Raw genomic sequence first — 17812 nt, forward strand, 5'->3', positions numbered from 1 at the left:
GCCAGCAACGGAAACAGGGCCCACCCCGACGGCCCGACAGCCGTCGCGCCTACCCGCTCCCCGAGCATCGCGAACCCGCCCACGAAGGCGCCGCCCGCCGCTCCGCCCACGCAGGCCGTCAGGAACGGGCGGCCCAGGGGGAGTGACACCCCGTAGATCAGCGGCTCGCCCACGCCCAGCAGGCCCGCCGGAAGCGCCGACTTGATCGTCGTACGGATGGAAGTGTCGTGGCGGAGGCGGACGTACACCGCCAGTGCCGCGCCCACCTGCCCCGCGCCCGCCATCGCGAGGATGGGAAGCAGGACGGTGTGGCCCTGTTGCTCGATCAGCGTGGTGTGGATGGGGATCAGGGCCTGGTGGAGCCCCAGCATGACCAGCGGGAGGAAGAGGCCGCCCAGGACGAAGCCCGCCACGACACCCGTCGTCGACAGGAGCCAGTCCGCCCCCGCTCCGATGGCCGTGGAGATCTCGCCGGCCGCGTACATGAGGCCGTAGAGCGTGGCGAGGCCCGCGATCAGGACCGTGAGGGTGGGGGTCACCAGCACCTCGACGGTGCCCGGCACCCGTCTGCGGCTCCACTTCTCCACGTACGTCCCCAGCAGTGCCGCCGCCAGCGCGCCCAGCACCCCGCCCTGACCGGGCGCCAGGGTCACCCCGAACGCCGTCACCTTCGCGACCCCGGGGTACACCACGACCGCCGCGACCGCCCCGCCGAGTACGGGCGTACCTCCGAACTCCTTCGCCGTGTTGTGGCCGACGAACACCGCGATCAGGGACATGAAGGCGGCCGAGAGCACCGTCAGAGCCGGGGTCACGCCCGTCAGCCGACCCAGATTGATCAGCAGGCCGTTGATCCCCGAGAGGATGCCGCAGCCGATCAGCGCCGGGATGAGGGGGACGAAGATGTTCGCGACGCGGCGCAGGAGCAGCTTGCCGGGGGTGGCATTCCGCGCACGCCGGGCCTCCTTCAACTCGGCGCCCCTGGCCGCCAGTTGCCCCGCGGCCGTCAGCAACGCCTCGAACTCCGGCGTCACCCGCCCCACCACCCCCGGCCCCAGCACGATCTGATACGTGTCGTCGTCGACCACCCCGAGGACGCCGGGCACCGCCCGCAGCGCCTCCTCGTCCACCAGGGAGCGGTCGGCCAGGCCCAGGCGCAGACGGGTCATGCAGTGGGCGACGGAGGTGATGTTCGCGGGGCCGCCGACCAGGGGAAGGATCGCGGCGGCGGTGTCGTACGACGCAGAGCTGTGCACTCCCCGAGCGTGCGGGTCAGCGCCCCGCCGCCGCCAGCGCGGCACGCAGATGGCCGCCGGACTCCTCCAGAAGGCGGGCGGCCGTCGGGCCGTCCACGCCGGCGAGGATCGCCAGGATCGCGTTCTTCACCTCGCCGTCCGTCGCGGCCAGCGCCCGCTCGATCTCCGCCTCGTCCGCGCCCGTCGCCAGTGCGACGATACGGCGGGAACGGGCGCGCAGTTTGTCGTTCGAGGCGCGTACGTCGACCATCAGGTTCCCGTACGTCTTGCCCAGCCGGATCATCGTGATCGTCGAGATCATGTTGAGGACCAGCTTCTGCGCCGTGCCGGACTTCAGGCGGGTGGATCCGGTGAGCAGTTCGGGGCCGACCACGATCTCGATGCCGTGCTCGGCGGCTGCCGCGAGCGCGCTGTCCGCGTTGCAGGCCAGGCCGATGGTCAACGCGCCCAGTGCGCGGGCGTGTTCGACGGCGCCGATCGCGTACGGGGTACGGCCGGAGGCGGAGACGCCGACCACCGTGTCGAGGGGCGTGAGCGTGAGCGTGGCGAGGTCGGCGCGGGCCAGCTCCTTGGAGTCCTCGGCGCCCTCGACGGAGGTCACCATGGCCTCGGGGCCGCCCGCGATCAGACCGACGACCTGGGTCGGGTCGGTGTTGAAGGTGGGCGGGCACTCGGAGGCGTCGAGCACGCCGAGGCGGCCGGCGGTGCCCGCGCCCGCGTAGACGAGCCGTCCGCCGCGGCCCATCCGCTCCGCCACGGCGTCGATGGCGGCGGCGATCTGCGGGAGCCGCACGGCCACGGCGGCCGGTACCGAGGTGTCCTCGCCGTTCATCAGACGGGCGATGTCGAGGGTGGGCAGCCGGTCGATGTCGGCGAGGTCGGGGCGGAAGGCCTCGGTGGTGAGGGACTCCAACTCGGCGCGCAGATCACGGGGGTTGGATGTGGAGGTCATGAGCTCTTTCCGCGTACGGGTGTCATTTCACGGGTCTTTACCGCCGGTGCCGGTGGGCCAGTGCCTCGTAGGACGCCGACAGCGCGGGCGCGGCGGTCTCGTACGTCCGCTGTGCCACGCCCACGAACAGACAGTCCACCACCAGCAGTTGACCGGTCCGGGACGACATGGCCGCGGGGCGCAGCTCGCTCTCACGTGCGGTGGACGTCGTCAGTAGGTGATCGGCGTACTGGGCGACCGGCCCGTCCGGCCGTCCGGTGATCGCCACGGTCGTGGCCCCGTGCTCGAAGGCCACCCGCAGCGGCTCGATCACATCGCCGGTGGACCCGGAGTGCGTGATCGCGAGCGCCACGTCGCCCCCGCGGAGCTGCACCGCGTTCGTCACGGCGAGATGCGGATCGCTGTGCGCGTGGGCTATCAGCCCTATGCGCAGCAGCTTCTGCGTGAGGTCCTGCGCGACGAGCCCGGACGCCCCGACGCCGTACACATCGATCCGGCGGGCGCCGGCCAGGGCGGTGACGGCCGCGCCGAGCTGGGCCGTGTCGAGTCCGGCCGCGGTGTCGGCGAGGGTCTGCTGCTCGTCGTAGGCGAGTTTGGCGACGACGTCGGCGATGGGGTCGTCCACCGCGATGTCCGTCGTGATCGCGGGCGCCCGCCCTGACTGCTGCTGGGCGGCGAGTCCGGCGAGGGCGAGGCGCAGATCGCGGTAGCCGGGGTAACCGAGCAGACGGGCGGTGCGTACGACGGTCGCCTCGCTGGTGCCGGTGAGCTCGGCGAGACCGGTGACGGTGAGCGCGGCGCAGCCTGCCGGATCACCGGCGACGGCCTCGGCGACCCGCTGCATGGAACGCGTCATGGAGGGCGCCAGCGTGCGCACCTTGGCCGCGAGGGCGGCGGGGGCGGGCGGGCCGGGCTGCTGCCCGAAAGTTTCCTTCACATGCTGGGTCACCTGTGAAAGATATTTTCGCTTCAGTGTTGTGGTCAAGAGTGCGCACAATGGGACCATGGATCACTCCGGCCAGCCCGTAAGCCCCCTGGAGCAGGCGTTGCACGCGGCACGCGCCCTCGTGCTCGCCGATCTGATCGCGGGCGAGGTCGCCGAGGCGGACGTCGTGTCGCTCATCGAGGACGCCGTCGTAGAGCGGCGCTGGTGGGTGGAGCAGTGGCCGGAGGGCGCGGGATACGTCGTCGGACTGGTCGCGCAGGACGTCCAGGACGCCCTCCTTGAGCGGTACGGCCGCTGGCCGCTGTGCCCGGTGTGCGGCCAGGGCGACCCGCATGCGCTGGACGTCGAACCGGAACTCGGCCCCGACCCGCACTGGGTCTGCCACAAGGCGGGCGTGAGGGTGGCGTCGGTGGGATCCCTGGGAACGGCGATGGGCGGGCCGTCCACGTGAGGCGGCCCCTGTGACGGTGTACATCGACCCGCCGACCTGGCCCGGCCATGGCCGTATGTGGTCCCACATGGTCAGCGACGTGTCCTTCGCCGAGCTCCATGACTTCGCCGAACGGCTGGGCGTGCCCCGGCGGGCCTTCGAGCGGGACCACTACGACATACCCTCGCACCGGTACGCGGAGGTGGTGGCCGCCGGGGCGGTGGAGGTCAGCAGCCGGGAGGTCGTGCGGTTGCTGAACGGGGCGGGGCTGCGACGGCCGAAAGGCCGCTAGGACAGGTCCTGGGGCCGCCCGCCGGTGTGGACGTACACCTGGAGGGGCCCGTCCGCCTCGCGGCTCTCGCCCATCGCCCGCTCCTCCTGCGACGTGGCCCGGACGAAGCCCGCGCGCGTGACGACGGCCTGTGACGGCAGGTTGTCGTGATCTATGGTCGCCAGCAGGGTGTGTACGTCGTCCCTGGCCAGCGCCCACTTCGACAGCGCGCGGAGCCCCTCTGTGGCGTAGCCGTTGCCGCGGGCGGACTCCGCCAGGTCGTAGCCGATCTCGACGCGACCGTCCTCGTCCGGCGCGCCGTGGAAGCCGAGGGCGCCGACGGCCCGGTCGTCCTCCTGCCGTACGAGGACGAAGACGCCGAACTCCGTTCGGTGCACGCCCGCTTCGTATGCCTTGAGCAGCATGCCGGAGGCCTCTCGGGTGCCCTCGTAGGGGCCGCCCCGGACCCACTCGTAGCCGCCGTCGCCGCCCGCGGCGAGGTCGGCCGCGGCGGCGGGGGTCAGGCCCTCCAGGTTGAGCCGCTCGGCGGGGATGACGAGGTTGTTGATCCAGTACCAGCTGGTGACGGGTGCGCGGCCGGGGAGTTCGCCGCGGCCGGTGGCCCACAGGAGGGTGCTCCAGGGGGTGGGTCCTGGCTGGACATGGGGCAGGAGCCGGGTAAGGGCGAACTCGGCCAGTTCGGCGGGGGGTTCGTACGTCAGGCCCAGGGCCTCGGCGATGTCGTACGTGTGCAGCAGCACCTCGCCGACGCCGAGGGCGGCGAAGCCCTCGGGGTTCGCGGTGTGGAAGGGGCAGGGGTGATGGGCGCGGATGTGGCGGGGGGTGGTGCGGATGGTGGCGGTGAGCAGGGCACCGGTGGTCTCGATGGCCTGGAGGATGCCTTCGTTGCCGGCGCTGTCGTCGGGGTGGATCCTCAGCGGGACGTGAGCGGCACGCCCCCGCCCCGCGAGTCGGCCCGCGTAGATGATGAGGTCGTAGGCGATATGGATCGCCGCCTCCCGGCAACTCCACTCGGACCGCGCCGCCTTGACCGTGTCCCAGTCCCTCTCGACCGCCGTCCGCAGCAGAGCGACCGAGCCCGTCACGGCCTCCTGAACGCGTTCCTCACCCATGTGTCGCATGCGGGCAGGCTATGTGGACGGGGCGGACGGGAGCGACAGCATTTCGAGTTCCGAGGTGAGGTTGTAGCGGGCGGTGGCCTCCCATTTCTCCTGTCCGTACGGCGTCCTGAACAGCCGTGGCAGAGCGAGGAGTTGGCGAAGGATCGCGGACCTGCCCGCCCGGAAGGCGTCGCTCGGCACGAAGTGGTACTCCTCGCGGACGGCGGCGGTGTAGGCGGCGTACGCGGAGGGCGGCGCGGCGAGGACGGCGAGGTCGGCATCGCACAGGACCTGGCCGTCGGGGTCGTCGTCGGCGGGGTCGTGGCTGACGGTGAGCCGGACCAGCCGGGCGACTTCGGCGGCGAGCGCCTCCGGGACACCGGCCTCGGGCAGCGCGCGCTCGGCGAGGCGGGCGGACCGCTCCTCGTTCGTGGAACGGTCCGGCAGATAGACGGCGTCATGGAACCAGGCGGCGAGCCGTACCGCGACGGGGTTGCGCGCGTACTGCTCCAGCTCGTCGATGTGCCGCAGCACCGCGGCCAGGTGCTCGACGGTGTGGTAGTGCCGCTGCGGCTCCGACCAGCGCTTGAGCAGCGCGTCCCCGTACCGGTACGGGTCGGGGTGGCAGGCGCCGTCCCGGGCCGGGAGCAGAGTGCGCAGCCAGCGGTCGCGGAGGTCGTCGAGATCGGCCATGTGCCCATTGTCCGTGACCGGGGCGGGAGGGGCTCCTGGTTTGGGGGTCATGACTGACAAGTGGGTACGGGATCCGGAACTGCCCGGGCGTTTGCTGACCAGGGAGCGGGATGAGCCGGTGCCGTTGCTGCGGCGTCGTTCGGAGGCGGACTTCGCGGTGGCGGTGCGGGCGTGTCCGGGGTGGTCGGTGCGGGATGTGCTGGCGCACTGTTCGGCCGCGTTGCTGCGGGTGGTGGAGGGGCGGTTCGAGCAGGGGGTGTTCTCGTCGGAGTCGAACGACCGGGACATCGCCGAGCGGGCCGAGTGGTCGTGCGCGCGGATCGTGGACGAGCTGGAACGGGGGATGACCGAGGCCGGGCCGGTCATGGCGAAGGCGGGGGAGCTCAACATCTTCGGGTGAGCGGGGTTCGGTGAGCAAGGGTCGGGTGTGAGCCGGGTCGTGTAGCGGGCGTAGTCTTGGAGCAGAATTGGACTAGACCTATAGCTGCAGACCTGTAGTCGACCTCTGGTCGCCGACGAATGGGGCCCCATGAGCAAGCGTGCACTCCTGGAGGTGATCGCCCTCGACGTCGAGGACGCGGTCGCCGCCCAGGCCGGAGGCGCGGACCGCCTCGAACTGGTCACCGACATCGCGGCCGACGGGCTGACGCCGTCGGCCGCGACCGTGGCGGGGATTCGTGCCGCTGTGGATATCCCGGTGCGGGTGATGTTGCGGTTGGCGGACGGGTTCGCGGCGGGGGATGTGGGCCGGTTGGTGGGGGTCGCCGAGGAGATGCGGGGGGTTGGGGCCGAGGAGTTCGTGCTGGGGTTCCTCGACTCCGACGGGGGTGTCGACCTGGATGCCGTGGAGCGTGTTGTGGGAGTGCTGGGTGGGTGCCGGTGGACGTTTCACCGGGCGATCGACCGGGCGGGGGATCGGGATGCGCTGCGGAAGGCGCTGGACGGGCTGCCGGGGCTGGATGCGTATCTGACGGCGGGGGCTGCGACGGGGGTGGACGAAGGGTTGCCGAGGTTGCTGGCGGAGGCGGCGCGGGGTGGGGAACCGGGGTACGAGCAGCGGATCCTCGTGGGTGGGGGATTGCGGCTGGAGCATGTGCCGCATCTGCTGTCCGCCGGGATCGACGCGTTCCATATCGGCGGGGCCGCCCGGCCGGGGGGCTGGTCCGGGGCGGTGTCGGAGGCGGCGGTGGGGCAGTGGCGGGGGGTGTTGGACGGGGGGTGAGCGGGGGTCTGGGGGCGGCAGCCCTCGGGGATGGGACGGGTAGGGGCGGCGGGGGCGAGAATCAGTGGGTCGTCAGTTCCGTCGGCAGCGGCGCCCCGTGCGTGACGATCAGGCCCGATACCGCTCGCGTCAGCGTCACGTACAGGCGGCGCAAGCCCGTCCGTTCGTCCGGTTCCCCGTCCACCACCGCCTGGGGTTCGTCCAGGACCACGTAGTCGTACTCCAGGCCCTTCGCCAGCGACGCCGGGACCAGGGTCAGACGGGTTTCCCGGGTCGTCTCCTCGCCGGGGGACAGGTAGCCGATGCCCGCCGCACCCAGCGCCTCCGACAGCTCCGGGATCCGCGCGTCCGCCGCGATCAGCCCCGTCGAGCCCTCGTTCCGCAACAACTCCTCGCACGCGCACACCACTTCCGATGTGCCCCCCACCGAACGCACCTCGAAGAACCCAGGGTTCTCACGGACCGATGCCACCGGCGTCAGACCCGGCGCGATGTGCGGCAGCAGACGGGAGGCGTACGTGATCACGTCCGTCGGTACCCGGAAACCCGCCGTCAGTTCCTCCACCACGCCCTCCGGCTTGCCCAGATGAGACAGCGCCTCCGCCCAACTCCTCGTCGCCCACGGCGTCGTACCCTGCGCCAAGTCCCCCAGCACCGTCGCCGAACCCGTCGTACAGCGCCGGCCCACCGCCCGGTACTGCATGGGGGACAGATCCTGCGCCTCGTCCAGCACCACATGCCCCAGCGAATGCGTCCGCCGGACCAGATCCGTCGCCTCGTCGATCAGCACCGCATCCGCCGCCGACCACTTCGCCGACTTCACCGAGCGCACCGGCCGCGTCCAAAGGACCGTCTTCTGTTCGTCCTCGGTGAGCAGCCCCTCCGCATGCTCCGCGAGAAAGGCCCCATCGCTCAGCAGCCGCAGCACCAGTTTCGCCGGCTCCACCACCGGCCAGATCGCCTTCACGGCCGCCTTCACCGCCGTATTGCGCGCCACCGCGTCCTGGACGCGATCGTCCGGCGCCTCCCCCGAGCGCTCCATCTGCACCAGCACCGCATGCGCGATCCGCTGCGGCAGAGCCTCCCGGGCGGCGCCGTAACGGATCTCCCGGTCCAGCAACTCACCGACGATGTCCTGGAGTTCGTACGACGGCACCCGCCAGCGGCGCGAACCCCGCACCACCACGACCGGCTCCGTCGGCAGCGTCACGTACGAGTACAGCGCCCGCCGCAACACCTCCGCCATCCTCGCGTCACCCTTGACGATCGCCGCCGCCGCGTCGTCCGTGCCATGCACCTCCACATGCCCGACCAGGTCGTCGACGGTCGCCTGCCGGACTGTCAACTCACCCAGGGCCGGGAGGACTTGCTCGATGTAGTGGAGGAAGGAACGGTTCGGGCCGATGACCAGCGTCCCCGTCCTGGCCAGCCGCTCGCGGTGGGCGTACAGCAGGTATGCCACCCGGTGCAGGCCCACCGCCGTCTTTCCGGTCCCCGGACCTCCCTGCACGCACACCGTCCCGCCCAGACCGGACCGTACGATCTCGTCCTGCTCGGGCTGGATCGTCGCGACGATGTCCCGCATCGGGCCCACACGCGGACGCTCGATCTCCTGCTGGAGCAGTTTGCTGGTCCGCGCCGCCTCCGCCGGGTCCGACAGATGCTCGTCCTCGTACGCCGTCAGGTCGCCGCCCGTGTAACCGAAGCGGCGGCGCAGCGCCACGTCCAGCGGGTCCTTCTTCGACGCCCGGTAGAACGGCTGCGACACCGGCGCCCGCCAGTCGATCACCATCGGGTCGCCGACGGCATCGTGCACATGCCGGCGCCCGATGTGCAGCGTCTGATAAGCGGCCTCCGGCCGCGGGCGCTCCCCCTCCCCGCCCTCGGAACGGTCCGCGCCCGGCGCGTGCAGATAGTCGAGGCGGCCGAAGAACAGCGGGGTGTCGCTCAGGTCGGCCAGCGCCTTGATCCGCTCGTCGATCTGGTGGGCGAGGACCTCGGCGTTGACCCAGTTCGCGGTGACGTCCGTGATGTCGAGCGCCTCGACGTCCTCACGCATCGCACGCAGGGCGGCGCGGGATGAGGCGAGGTGGGAACGCTCACGGGACAGGGGATCGTCGGCGGGCGTGGACAAGGGGGTGCCTCCAGTGGGCCTACGGGGTCGGGCGCTGAGAGAAGCCGTCCGGTTTCCGTCCGGCAAAGCAGGGGTGGCCCGAAGGGCCTCGGTTGAGGGTGGTGGTGGGAGACGGGTGGGCGGCACTCCGTGAGGGAGGCGGGCAAGAGCGGAGATTCTAGGTGGGCGGGGGAGGCTGAAGCCAACGGTTTTCTCGTCCCCTAGGGGACCCGGCCCTCCTCGCTGAGGGGTACACGTCGGTCCCCGGTCGTACGAGTGCCGCGCCGCGATTCGCCCCCGAGACCGATGCCCTCCTTATGTCCCGGAATCCACCATGGAGACATGAGCGCAGCAACCATCACCCCAGCCCCCGGCCGCCCCCCGGCAGCCGGAGCCAGTCCGGTCCTCGGCAGCCACCACCACCGCCTCGGCGACGCCCTGCGCGCCGTGAAGGTCTTCGCGGGCGCCGCCTTCGACGTCGTCATCCTCGGCGAGTACGGCGAGGAGGCGGGCGTCCGCCGCAGGTGAGGTCTTGGCGGTTCAGCTCTCCGCGAGGATCTCGTCCGCGTCCATGATCCGGTACGCGTACCCCTGCTCCGCCAGGAACCGCTGCCGGTGTGCGGCGAAGTCCTGGTCGAGGGTGTCGCGGGCGACCACCGAGTAGAAGTGCGCCTGGTGGCCGTCGGCCTTCGGGCGCAGGACGCGGCCGAGGCGCTGGGCCTCCTCCTGGCGGGAGCCGAAGGTACCCGAGACCTGGATGGCGACCGTGGCCTCCGGCAGGTCGATGGAGAAGTTGGCGACCTTCGAGACGACCAGCACGCTGATCTCGCCCTCCCGGAAGGCGTCGAAGAGCTTCTCGCGCTGGGCGTTGGAGGTCTCGCCCTTGATGACGGGGGCGTTCAAGTGCTCGCCCAGTTCGTCGAGTTGGTCGATGTACTGGCCGATCACCAGGATCTGCTGGCCCGCGAACCGCCGTACCAGAGACTCCGTCACCTTCCGCTTGGTCGCGGTCGTCGCACAGAAGCGGTACTTCTCCTCGGTCTCGGCGGTGGCGTACGCGAGCCGCTCGGACTCGGTGAGGTTGACCCGGACCTCGACACAGTCGGCGGGCGCGATGTAGCCCTGCGCCTCGATCTCCTTCCAGGGCGCGTCGAACCGCTTGGGGCCGATGAGCGAGAAGACGTCCGACTCGCGGCCGTCCTCGCGGACCAGGGTCGCCGTCAGGCCCAGCCGCCGCCGCGCCTGGAGGTCGGCGGTGAACTTGAAGACCGGAGCGGGCAGCAGATGCACCTCGTCGTAGACGATCAGCCCCCAGTCCCGGGAGTCGAACAGCTCCAGATGCGGATAGACGCCCTTGCGCTTCGTCGTCAGCACCTGGTACGTGGCGATGGTGACGGGCCGGATCTCCTTCTTCGTCCCGCTGTACTCGCCGATCTCGTCCTCGGTGAGCGAGGTCCGCTTCACCAGCTCGTGCTTCCACTGCCGGGCGGAGACGGTGTTCGTGACGAGGATGAGGGTGGTCGACTTGGCCTGCGCCATCGACCCGGCGCCGACGAGCGTCTTTCCGGCACCACAGGGCAGTACGACGACCCCGCTCCCGCCGTGCCAGAAGTTCTCCACGGCCTGCTTCTGGTACGGCCGAAGCGCCCAGCCCTCCTCGGCCAGCTCGATCGGATGCGCCTCACCGTCGACGTACCCGGCGAGGTCCTCGGCCGGCCAGCCCAGCTTCAGCAGCGTCTGCTTGATCTGCCCGCGCTCGGAGGGGTGGACGACGACGGTGTCCGGGTCGATCCGGGCCCCGACGAGCGGGATGATCCGCTTGGACCGCAGGATCTCCTCCAGCACCGGCCGGTCGGTGGTCGTGAGGACGAGCCCGTGCGCGGGGTGCCTGGAGAGCGTCAGCCTGCCGTACCGGTCCATCGTCTCGGCGATGTCGACGAGCAGCGCGTGCGGCACCGGATACCGGCTGTACTGCACGAGCGCGTCCACGACCTGCTCGGCGTCATGCCCGGCGGCACGCGCGTTCCACAGCCCGAGCGGGGTCACCCGGTAGGTGTGGATGTGCTCCGGCGCCCGCTCCAGCTCGGCGAACGGCGCGATGGCCCGACGGCATGCGTCGGCCTGCTCGTGGTCGACTTCCAGGAGCAAGGTCTTGTCGGACTGGACGATCAGCGGTCCGTTCACGTACGCATCCCTCCGGACTGGTCCAAACGTCCAGTGTGCCGCAACCGGGAACGATCAAGCTCAGTCGTCCGCGAGCTCGGCCACCCCGGTGACCCGGTGCAGCGGGTACGTCCGTACCTCGTCCGCCGTGTGGTCGTACGCCGTGACGAAGCCGCCCTCCACGCGGATGGGGGCGATGACGCGTTGGCTGGCGGCGCCCTCGGCGTTGACGTAGCCGATCCAGAGGGCCTCGCCGGTGAGGACGGCGGCCTGCATGGTGGCGAGGGTCTCGGCGGAGCTGGTGCGGGGGAGTTCGCCGCCGGAGAGCGGGGGCTGTTTGCGGGGGGTCGTGGAGGCCATGTCGCCCGCTCTGATCGCGCGGATCGCCGCCGAGAGCAGGGTCGCGTCGGGGACCGGGGGGCCGTCCGGAACCGGTTCGGGGGCCGCGCGCGGTGGGGTGCGGTGGGCCAGGGCGCGGGTGATCAGGACATCGCCCTCGGCGGACTCGGCGGCCGGGGCGAAGCCCATCGCGCGCAGGCCGTCCAGCAGGGCGGCCGGGTCGGCCTGGGCGGCCAGGACCGTCGGGGCGAGGCGGCGCAGGCGCAGGCCCGCGGCGCGCTTGTCGGCGAGGATCTCGTTCAGCAGGGCGTCGTCGTCGCAGCGGACGTAGGCGGAGGCCGCGCCGACCCGGAGATGGCCGTGCTTACGGGCCACGTCGTCGATCAGATACGTCAGCGGCTGCGGTACCGGCGTGCGGGAGTGCGCGGTGAGGAAGGCGTGCAGGTCCGAGGCGGACTGGCCGGCGTCCAGGGCACGGCGCACCGAGCCGGGCGTGAAGCGGTACACCGTCGCGCCGCCCTTCGACTCCACGTCCGCCAGCACCCCGAGCATGTCCGCGAGCGGGCGCTGAAGCGGGCCGGGGGCCACCGCGGTCAGGTCCGCCTGGAGCAGGACGTGGTCCAGGGGTTCGGGCAGGAGGGGAGCCAGGAGGCGGGCGGCCGCCGCGGAGGCCGTCGCCCGTTCGGGCGGGGAGAGGGGGGCGGCCGTGGGGGCGGGGCGGTGGTGGACGGGGAGCTTGTCGCCGGGGCCGGTGGGGGGCTCCTCGTGCCTGTGCGGCTTCGGCTCCGGTGCGCCCAGCAGGGCGCGGCCGTGTGCCGACAGGGCGCCCCGGCCGGTCACGCCCAGCATCTCGGCCTCCGCCAGCGTCCACCGGGCCAGCTGTGCGCGCAGGTCGTCGTCCTTCTGCGGGCCGCGCAACGGGCGCTCCCAGCGCAGCCGGGCGAGCACCGACTCCGCGCTCGGGGCGGCGCCCTCCGGAAGTCCGGCCAGCAGGGTCAGCACCCGGTGCCGTACCTCGGGGGCGGCGGAGCGGTCGAGGCCGGGGCCGAGAGCGGAGAGCGTACGGTCCTTGGCGTCCCGCCCGCCGATCAGGCCCGACGTCCGGGTCGCCGTCAGCCAGGCCCCCGCGAGCTGCGCCCAGCGGCGGTCCGGGGACTGCTCAAGCCACTCGTCGTAGGCCGGGGTCGCCGCGTACCGCTCTTCGGCCTCGCCGTCGGAGGCGAGCAGGCCCGCCGCGTAGGCGAGCTCGACCCAGAACGCGGCCACCGGCTCGGCGACGTCCAGCGCCACGGCCGTGCGCTTGAGGTCGCGGACGCTCAGACCGCCGGCCCGCAGTACCGCCGGGCCGCCCTCGTCCCAGTCCTTCAGCAGCTCCTCGACGGTCGCGAGCGTGGTGTACGCCTGTCCGGCCGCCGTCGTGTCCACAACCTGTGGACGGTGCGTGGCGGTGGTCTCCACGGCGGGCGGAAGCGGCTCGGTGGTGCGGTGCGCGTGGCCGCCGCGCAGGTGCAGGGCCACTTCGCGGGGGAGTACGACCGTCCCCGGCGTCGTCGGGAGCAGCAGGCCGCGGTCCAGGAGCCAGCGCAGCCGGGGAGCCGGGTCGGCGGTGACCTGGCCGTACGGCGGGCCCCAGATCAGACGGGTCAGGACGTCGAGGGACTCGGCGGGGGCGCCTGCTAGCAGGGCGGACATCCGGTGCCGGTCGGTGAACAGGGCGGTGAGCGAGGTGACGGCGGAGACCGCGTCGTGGGTGGACGGCAGTCCGGCAGCGGTGACGATCTCCTGGATACGGCCCGGGGACATGCCCGACGTGGCTTCCCGTACGGTCGGGCCGAGGCCCGTGGGGGACGGGCGCTGCGGGGTGGGCGTGAGCAGCTCGCGGGCCGTGCGGACGAGACGCAGGCGGTCGTCGTCGCCCCAGACGAGTGCCTGCTCGCGGAGGAGGGCGACGGCTCGGGGGAGGGCGCTCTCGACGGCGGGGTCGCCCTCGTCGCCGGCCATCAGGCCGAGGAGTTCGTCGTACGGGGCCGGGTCCGCGGCCACCGCCAGGGCCTCCGCCGTCTGCAGAGCGAAGCGGTCCAGGCGTTCCAGGGCGCGTACGACCGAGGCGCGGGTGCCGGCCCTTGTCGCGAGCTGGGTGAGGTCCGTCGGGACGGGGGTGATGAGGTCGGGGCGGGCGCGCAGGAGTACGGCCAGGGAGGCGTCGTCCCGCGCGCGGAGCGCTTCCGCGAGGGAACGGGGCGGGGGTGCCGGGTCGCTCATCCGACCCACGTTATCGGTTCGGTACGTCTGTGGTCTTCGCCTGCGTCACACGGTGCCCGGTGCCGGGCGCGGCTGGGTAGGTGGTCCGACGCGGTACCTTCGTGGCGCGGGGTTTTCAACGTGCCGACCCCCGGAGGGACTTCGGTGGGGATTGAGAGTGACCAGGTCGTCTACGAGTATCTGAGCCGTGTCGGCGACGTGGCCCAGCAGCGGCAGTTGCCGTCGAGTGTTCGGATGCGGCTCGTTTCCGAGTTGCGGAACGAGATCGACCGGCGCCGGGCCAAGGTTCCCGTCGACAGTCCCGCCGCCGTGCGCCGGATCATCGCCCGGCTCGGTACCCCGGACGAGGTCGTCATCGCGGCCGGTGGCAACGGCGGGGCGGCGCCCCGGGCACCGGCCGCCTCCGTGCCCGTACAGCCCGATGGGGACGAAAAAGAAGTGCGGGCCAAGGGGTTGCGGCGGATCGTGCCCCGGCCTCGGCCCGCCGAGGCCGATCACGGGGGCGACGACGTTCCCTCCTCGCCGCATCTCGCCGGCACCCATGAGCTCGGCGACAGTGCCGCCCAGCCCGACTGGTGGCGGGTGGACTCCAGTCCGTTCGGGGTCGGGGACGAGGTTCCCGGGTTCGTCGGCGGCGTCGAGATTCCCGAGCTGCTCAAGCCGCCACCGCCGAAAGATCCGCAAGAGCCGAAGAAGGAGGCCGAGGCTCCTGCCGTCGTCGAGGAGGAGCCCGCCCCGCGGCGGCGGTTCCGCGTCCTGCCCGCCTCCGGGTGGAAGAACCGGCAGAACCCCCTCCTCCTGCTCGCCGCCGCCCTCCTGCTCACCGGTGCCGTCATCGGCAACCTCGTCGTCCTGATCCTCGGCTGGCTCCTCGCCTACGGCTCCCGCAGGCTGACCGACGCCGAGAAGAAGGGCGCCGTCATCGTGCTGCCCGGACTCGCGGCCACCGCCGGTGTCGTGTGGCTGTGGGGACGTACCGACGGCCGCTGGGGCGACCCCATCGCCGAGGGGCAGATGAACGACGCCGTCGCCGAGACCTGGCCCTGGGTCGTGCGGGGCGCCGCGGTCGCCTCGGCGCTGTACCTGGTGTGGCGGTCGCAGAGGCAGAAGTAGGTCCGTCGCGGGCGCTGGGCACAATGGCCCATATGGCCTCCACCGAGAACCCCGCGCCCGCCCTCACCGTCGGCTTCGACCTCGACATGACCCTCATCGACTCCCGGCCCGGCATCCACGCCTGCTATCGGGCGCTCGCGGAGCGGACGGGGACGTACATCGACGCCGACCTGGTGGTCACGCGGCTCGGGCCGCCGCCGGAGACGGAGCTGGCCCACTGGTACCCGGCGGACCAGGTGCCTGCCATGGCCGACCTGTACCGCTCGCTGTACCCGGAACACGGCGTCGCCGGCGCTACGGCGCTGCCCGGCGCGCGGGAGGCGATCGCGGCGATACGGGCGTTCGGCGGACGCGCGATCATCGTCACCGCCAAGTACGAGCCCAACGCCAAGCTCCAGGTGGAGTGTGTGGGCCTGGAGCCCGACGCGGTCATCGGCAGCCTGTGGGCCGAGCAGAAGGCCGAGGCGCTGCGCGAACACGGGGCGAGCGTGTACGTCGGCGACCACGTGGGCGACATTCGCGGTGCACGAGCCGCCGGGGCACTGTCGGTCGCCGTGCCGACCGGGCCCTGCCCGGCGGAGGAGCTGACCGCGGCCGGTGCCGACGTCGTGCTCGCCGACCTCACGCACTTCCCGCAGTGGCTGGCGGGCTACTGGCCCGCCCGCGCCTGACGGCGCCCCGCCGCAATCGACTGGAGCACGCCCACGCCCGCGATCAGGAAACCGAGGCCCATGAGCATGCTCAGTCCGAACATGTACGTCGGAAAAGGCGTCGTCCCGAGCAGCAGCGGGGCCACCGTGACCACAGTGGCCACGGCACCGATGAAGAACACGACCGCTCCGACTCGGATCAGTCGGTCACCGGGCGCGGCGGAATTCGTTTGGGTTTTGTCACGCACCGGACCAGGGTAGTTCCCTGCGCGAAGGAACAACCGGGGGACGTCTTGTCACCCGCCCGAAGACCATTAGCCTTGGTACCGGCGGGTCATGGTCGACCCGCCCGAGTGCTATCAAGAGCCGTTTCAGAAGCAGTTTTCCGACGAGTACGAGGACGAGGACAGACGTGCCTACCGGCAAGGTCAAGTGGTTCAACAGCGAGAAGGGCTTCGGCTTTCTCTCCCGCGACGACGGCGGTGACGTCTTCGTCCATTCCTCGGTCCTCCCCGCCGGAGTCGAGACGCTCAAGCCGGGCCAGCGAGTGGAGTTCGGGGTCGTCGCGGGACAGCGCGGCGACCAGGCCCTGTCCGTCACGATTCTCGACCCGACCCCCTCGGTCGCGGCGGCGCAGCGCAAGAAGCCGGACGAGCTCGCCTCGATCGTCCAGGATCTGACGACCCTGCTGGAGAACATCACGCCGATGCTGGAGAAGGGCCGTTACCCCGACAAGGCCTCCGGCAAGAAGATCGCCGGTCTGCTGCGGGCGGTCGCCGACCAGCTCGACGTATAGGCGCCCTCCCCTTACGGGAGTTCGAGCGCGTCCGGGCCGAGGGGCGGCAACAGCCCCTCGGCCGCCGCGCGCGTGAGCAGTCCGCGCACCGCCGCGTAGCCGTCCTCGCCGAGGCCCGCGGTGAACTCGTTGACGTACAGCCCGATGTGCTGGTCGGCGACGGCCGGGTCCATCTCCTGGGCGTGCTCCATCACATACGGGCGGGAGGCCTCGGGGTCGTCCCAGGCGGCCAGCACCGAGGCGCGGATGGACTCGGCGAGCAGGGTCAGCCGCTCGGCGCCCAGCGAGCGCTTGGCGATGATCGCGCCGAGCGGGATGGGCAGTCCGGTGGTGTGCTCCCAGTGCTCGCCCATGTCGGCGAGCTTGTGCAGACCGTAGTTCTGGTACGTGAAACGCGCCTCGTGGATGACGAGCCCCGCGTGGACCTTCCCGTCCCGCACGGCCGGCATGATCTCGTGGAACGGCATCACCACGATCTCCCCGACCCCGCCCGGCAGGGTGTCGGCGGCCCACAGGCGGAACAGCAGATATGCCGTCGACCGCTCGCTCGGCACCGCGACCGTACGGCCGGTGAGGTCCACCCCGGCCTCCCGGGTCAGCACCAGCGGCCCGCAGCCCCGGCCCAGCGCGCCCCCGCAGGGCAGCAGCGCGTACTGGTCGAGGACGTACGGCAGCACCGCGTACGACACCTTCAGCACATCGAACTCACCGCGCTCGGCCATGCCGTTGGTGATGTCGATGTCCGCGAACGTCACGTCCAGCTCGGGCGCGCCGGGGATCCGGCCGTGCGCGAGGGCGTCGAAGACGAAGGTGTCGTTCGGGCAGGGGGAGTACGCGATCTGAAGCCTCATGCCGACTTCCAACTCTCCAGTACGGGTGTGAGCTTCCCGAAGCCCTCGGTCAGCGCGGCCAGCGCCTCCCCGATGCGCCAGGCGGCGCGGTCGCGGGGGCCGACGGGGTTGGAGACGGCGCGGATCTCCAGCACGGGCACGCCGTGCAGGGCGGCCGCCTCGGCGACGCCGAAGCCCTCCATGGCCTCGGCGAGGGCGGTGGGGTGGCGTTCGCGCAGGGCGGTGGCGCGGGCGGCGGTGCCGGTCACCGTGGAGACGGTGAGTACCGCGCCGGTGCGGGCTCCGGTGGCCTCGGCAAGCGCTCGTACGAGTGACCGCGGCGGACGGTGGGTGACGGTGCCGAAACCCAGTTCCGTGACCGGCAGGAAGCCCTCGGGTGTCTCGGCGCCCAGGTCGGCGGCGGTGATCTCGTCGGCGACGACGAGCGAGCCGACGGGGGCGTGCGGCGCGAAGCCGCCGCCGATCCCGGCCGAGACGACCAGGTCGTACGGGGCCCTCGCGAGGGCCGTGGCGGTGCCGGCGGCGGCCCGTGCCGGGCCTACCCCGACGGCGAGGACGTCGCCCGTGAACGCCCGTGCCACCGCGTCCCGTTCGGCGGGGACCGCGGTGGCCACGAGGACACGTACGGCAGGCG

General features: G+C 72.0%; 18 protein-coding genes and 1 pseudogene. 8 read left to right on the top strand and 11 right to left on the bottom strand.

Annotated elements, in window-relative coordinates:
- From H4N64_RS23705 to H4N64_RS23715, 3 genes are all read right to left on the bottom strand, one after another.
- A partial coding sequence (locus H4N64_RS23705) for a PTS transporter subunit EIIC (RefSeq protein ID WP_186284427.1) occupies window positions 1–1256 on the bottom strand: 1256 nt, incomplete at its 3' end.
- A 16-nt stretch (window positions 1257–1272) separates the two neighbouring features.
- Entirely contained in the window at window positions 1273–2208 is a 936-nt protein-coding gene (gene murQ, locus H4N64_RS23710; RefSeq protein ID WP_186284428.1) for an N-acetylmuramic acid 6-phosphate etherase, read from the bottom strand.
- A 37-nt stretch (window positions 2209–2245) separates the two neighbouring features.
- The gene (locus tag H4N64_RS23715; protein WP_186284429.1) at window positions 2246–3157 is read right to left on the bottom strand and encodes an SIS domain-containing protein; all 912 of its coding nucleotides are present in this window, start codon (window positions 3155–3157) and stop codon (window positions 2246–2248) included.
- A gap of 55 nt (window positions 3158–3212) precedes the next feature.
- Between H4N64_RS23715 and H4N64_RS23720 the strand changes: the two genes are divergently transcribed.
- Complete coding sequence (locus H4N64_RS23720; RefSeq protein ID WP_186284430.1) at window positions 3213–3605, top strand: hypothetical protein; 393 nt, start codon at window positions 3213–3215, stop codon at window positions 3603–3605.
- A gap of 10 nt (window positions 3606–3615) precedes the next feature.
- Window positions 3616–3876 (top strand): DUF4031 domain-containing protein, encoded by a 261-nt coding sequence (locus H4N64_RS23725; protein ID WP_186284431.1) that lies wholly within the window; start codon window positions 3616–3618, stop codon window positions 3874–3876.
- Here H4N64_RS23725 and H4N64_RS23730 read toward each other — a convergent pair.
- Together H4N64_RS23730 and H4N64_RS23735 are read right to left on the bottom strand one after the other, a co-directional pair.
- Window positions 3873–4997, bottom strand: coding sequence for a GNAT family N-acetyltransferase (locus tag H4N64_RS23730; protein WP_186284432.1), 1125 nt, complete (start codon window positions 4995–4997; stop codon window positions 3873–3875). The genes H4N64_RS23725 and H4N64_RS23730 overlap by 4 nt on opposite strands.
- A 9-nt stretch (window positions 4998–5006) precedes the next feature.
- Window positions 5007–5669: an HD domain-containing protein gene (locus H4N64_RS23735; RefSeq protein WP_186284433.1), complete on the bottom strand. Its 663-nt coding sequence runs from the start codon at window positions 5667–5669 to the stop codon at window positions 5007–5009.
- A gap of 49 nt (window positions 5670–5718) precedes the next feature.
- On the opposite strand from H4N64_RS23735, the pseudogene H4N64_RS23740 reads away from it, so the two are divergent.
- Together H4N64_RS23740 and H4N64_RS23745 are read left to right on the top strand one after the other, a co-directional pair.
- Window positions 5719–6045 (top strand): annotated as a pseudogene (locus tag H4N64_RS23740) (maleylpyruvate isomerase N-terminal domain-containing protein); the annotation flags it as partial.
- A 153-nt stretch (window positions 6046–6198) separates the two neighbouring features.
- Entirely contained in the window at window positions 6199–6891 is a 693-nt protein-coding gene (locus tag H4N64_RS23745; protein WP_186284434.1) for a copper homeostasis protein CutC, read from the top strand.
- A gap of 61 nt (window positions 6892–6952) precedes the next feature.
- On the opposite strand, the gene H4N64_RS23750 is transcribed toward H4N64_RS23745, so the two are convergent.
- Window positions 6953–9025: a HelD family protein gene (locus H4N64_RS23750; RefSeq protein ID WP_186284435.1), complete on the bottom strand. Its 2073-nt coding sequence runs from the start codon at window positions 9023–9025 to the stop codon at window positions 6953–6955.
- 321 nt (window positions 9026–9346) lie between these two features.
- Between H4N64_RS23750 and H4N64_RS23755 the strand changes: the two genes are divergently transcribed.
- The gene (locus H4N64_RS23755; RefSeq protein WP_186284436.1) at window positions 9347–9532 is read left to right on the top strand and encodes a hypothetical protein; all 186 of its coding nucleotides are present in this window, start codon (window positions 9347–9349) and stop codon (window positions 9530–9532) included.
- A gap of 12 nt (window positions 9533–9544) precedes the next feature.
- Here H4N64_RS23755 and H4N64_RS23760 read toward each other — a convergent pair whose 3' ends face one another.
- Both H4N64_RS23760 and H4N64_RS23765 read right to left on the bottom strand, forming a co-directional pair.
- Window positions 9545–11188 carry a DNA repair helicase XPB gene (locus H4N64_RS23760; protein ID WP_186284437.1) on the bottom strand — a complete coding sequence of 548 codons (1644 nt, stop codon included), beginning with the start codon at window positions 11186–11188 and terminating at the stop codon, window positions 9545–9547.
- A gap of 60 nt (window positions 11189–11248) precedes the next feature.
- Complete coding sequence (locus H4N64_RS23765; RefSeq protein WP_186284438.1) at window positions 11249–13768, bottom strand: helicase C-terminal domain-containing protein; 2520 nt, start codon at window positions 13766–13768, stop codon at window positions 11249–11251.
- Window positions 13769–13912: 144 nt separating this feature from the next.
- On the opposite strand from H4N64_RS23765, the gene H4N64_RS23770 reads away from it, so the two are divergent.
- Window positions 13913–14881, top strand: a complete 969-nt coding sequence (locus H4N64_RS23770) for a hypothetical protein (protein ID WP_186284439.1) — start codon at window positions 13913–13915, stop codon at window positions 14879–14881.
- 32 nt (window positions 14882–14913) lie between these two features.
- Entirely contained in the window at window positions 14914–15552 is a 639-nt protein-coding gene (locus H4N64_RS23775; protein WP_186284440.1) for an HAD family hydrolase, read from the top strand.
- On the opposite strand, the gene H4N64_RS23780 is transcribed toward H4N64_RS23775, so the two are convergent.
- The gene (locus tag H4N64_RS23780) at window positions 15531–15779 is read right to left on the bottom strand and encodes a hypothetical protein (RefSeq protein ID WP_186284441.1); all 249 of its coding nucleotides are present in this window, start codon (window positions 15777–15779) and stop codon (window positions 15531–15533) included. The genes H4N64_RS23775 and H4N64_RS23780 overlap by 22 nt on opposite strands.
- 164 nt (window positions 15780–15943) lie before the next feature.
- On the opposite strand from H4N64_RS23780, the gene H4N64_RS46205 reads away from it, so the two are divergent.
- On the top strand, window positions 15944–16327 hold the full coding sequence (locus tag H4N64_RS46205) for a cold-shock protein (protein ID WP_186284442.1): 384 nt from the start codon (window positions 15944–15946) through the stop codon (window positions 16325–16327).
- A gap of 11 nt (window positions 16328–16338) precedes the next feature.
- Here H4N64_RS46205 and H4N64_RS23790 read toward each other — a convergent pair whose 3' ends face one another.
- Both H4N64_RS23790 and H4N64_RS23795 read right to left on the bottom strand, forming a co-directional pair.
- Entirely contained in the window at window positions 16339–17178 is an 840-nt protein-coding gene (locus H4N64_RS23790; protein WP_186284443.1) for a 1,4-dihydroxy-6-naphthoate synthase, read from the bottom strand.
- Window positions 17175–17792, bottom strand: coding sequence for a futalosine hydrolase (locus H4N64_RS23795; protein ID WP_336246790.1), 618 nt, complete (start codon window positions 17790–17792; stop codon window positions 17175–17177). Before H4N64_RS23795 ends, H4N64_RS23790 begins: the two co-directional genes overlap by 4 nt.
- Window positions 17793–17812: the final 20 nt, after the last annotated feature.

The sequence above is a fragment of the Streptomyces cupreus genome (assembly GCF_014257025.1).
In the GTDB taxonomy this organism is placed as follows: Bacteria; Actinomycetota; Actinomycetes; order Streptomycetales; family Streptomycetaceae; genus Streptomyces; species Streptomyces cupreus.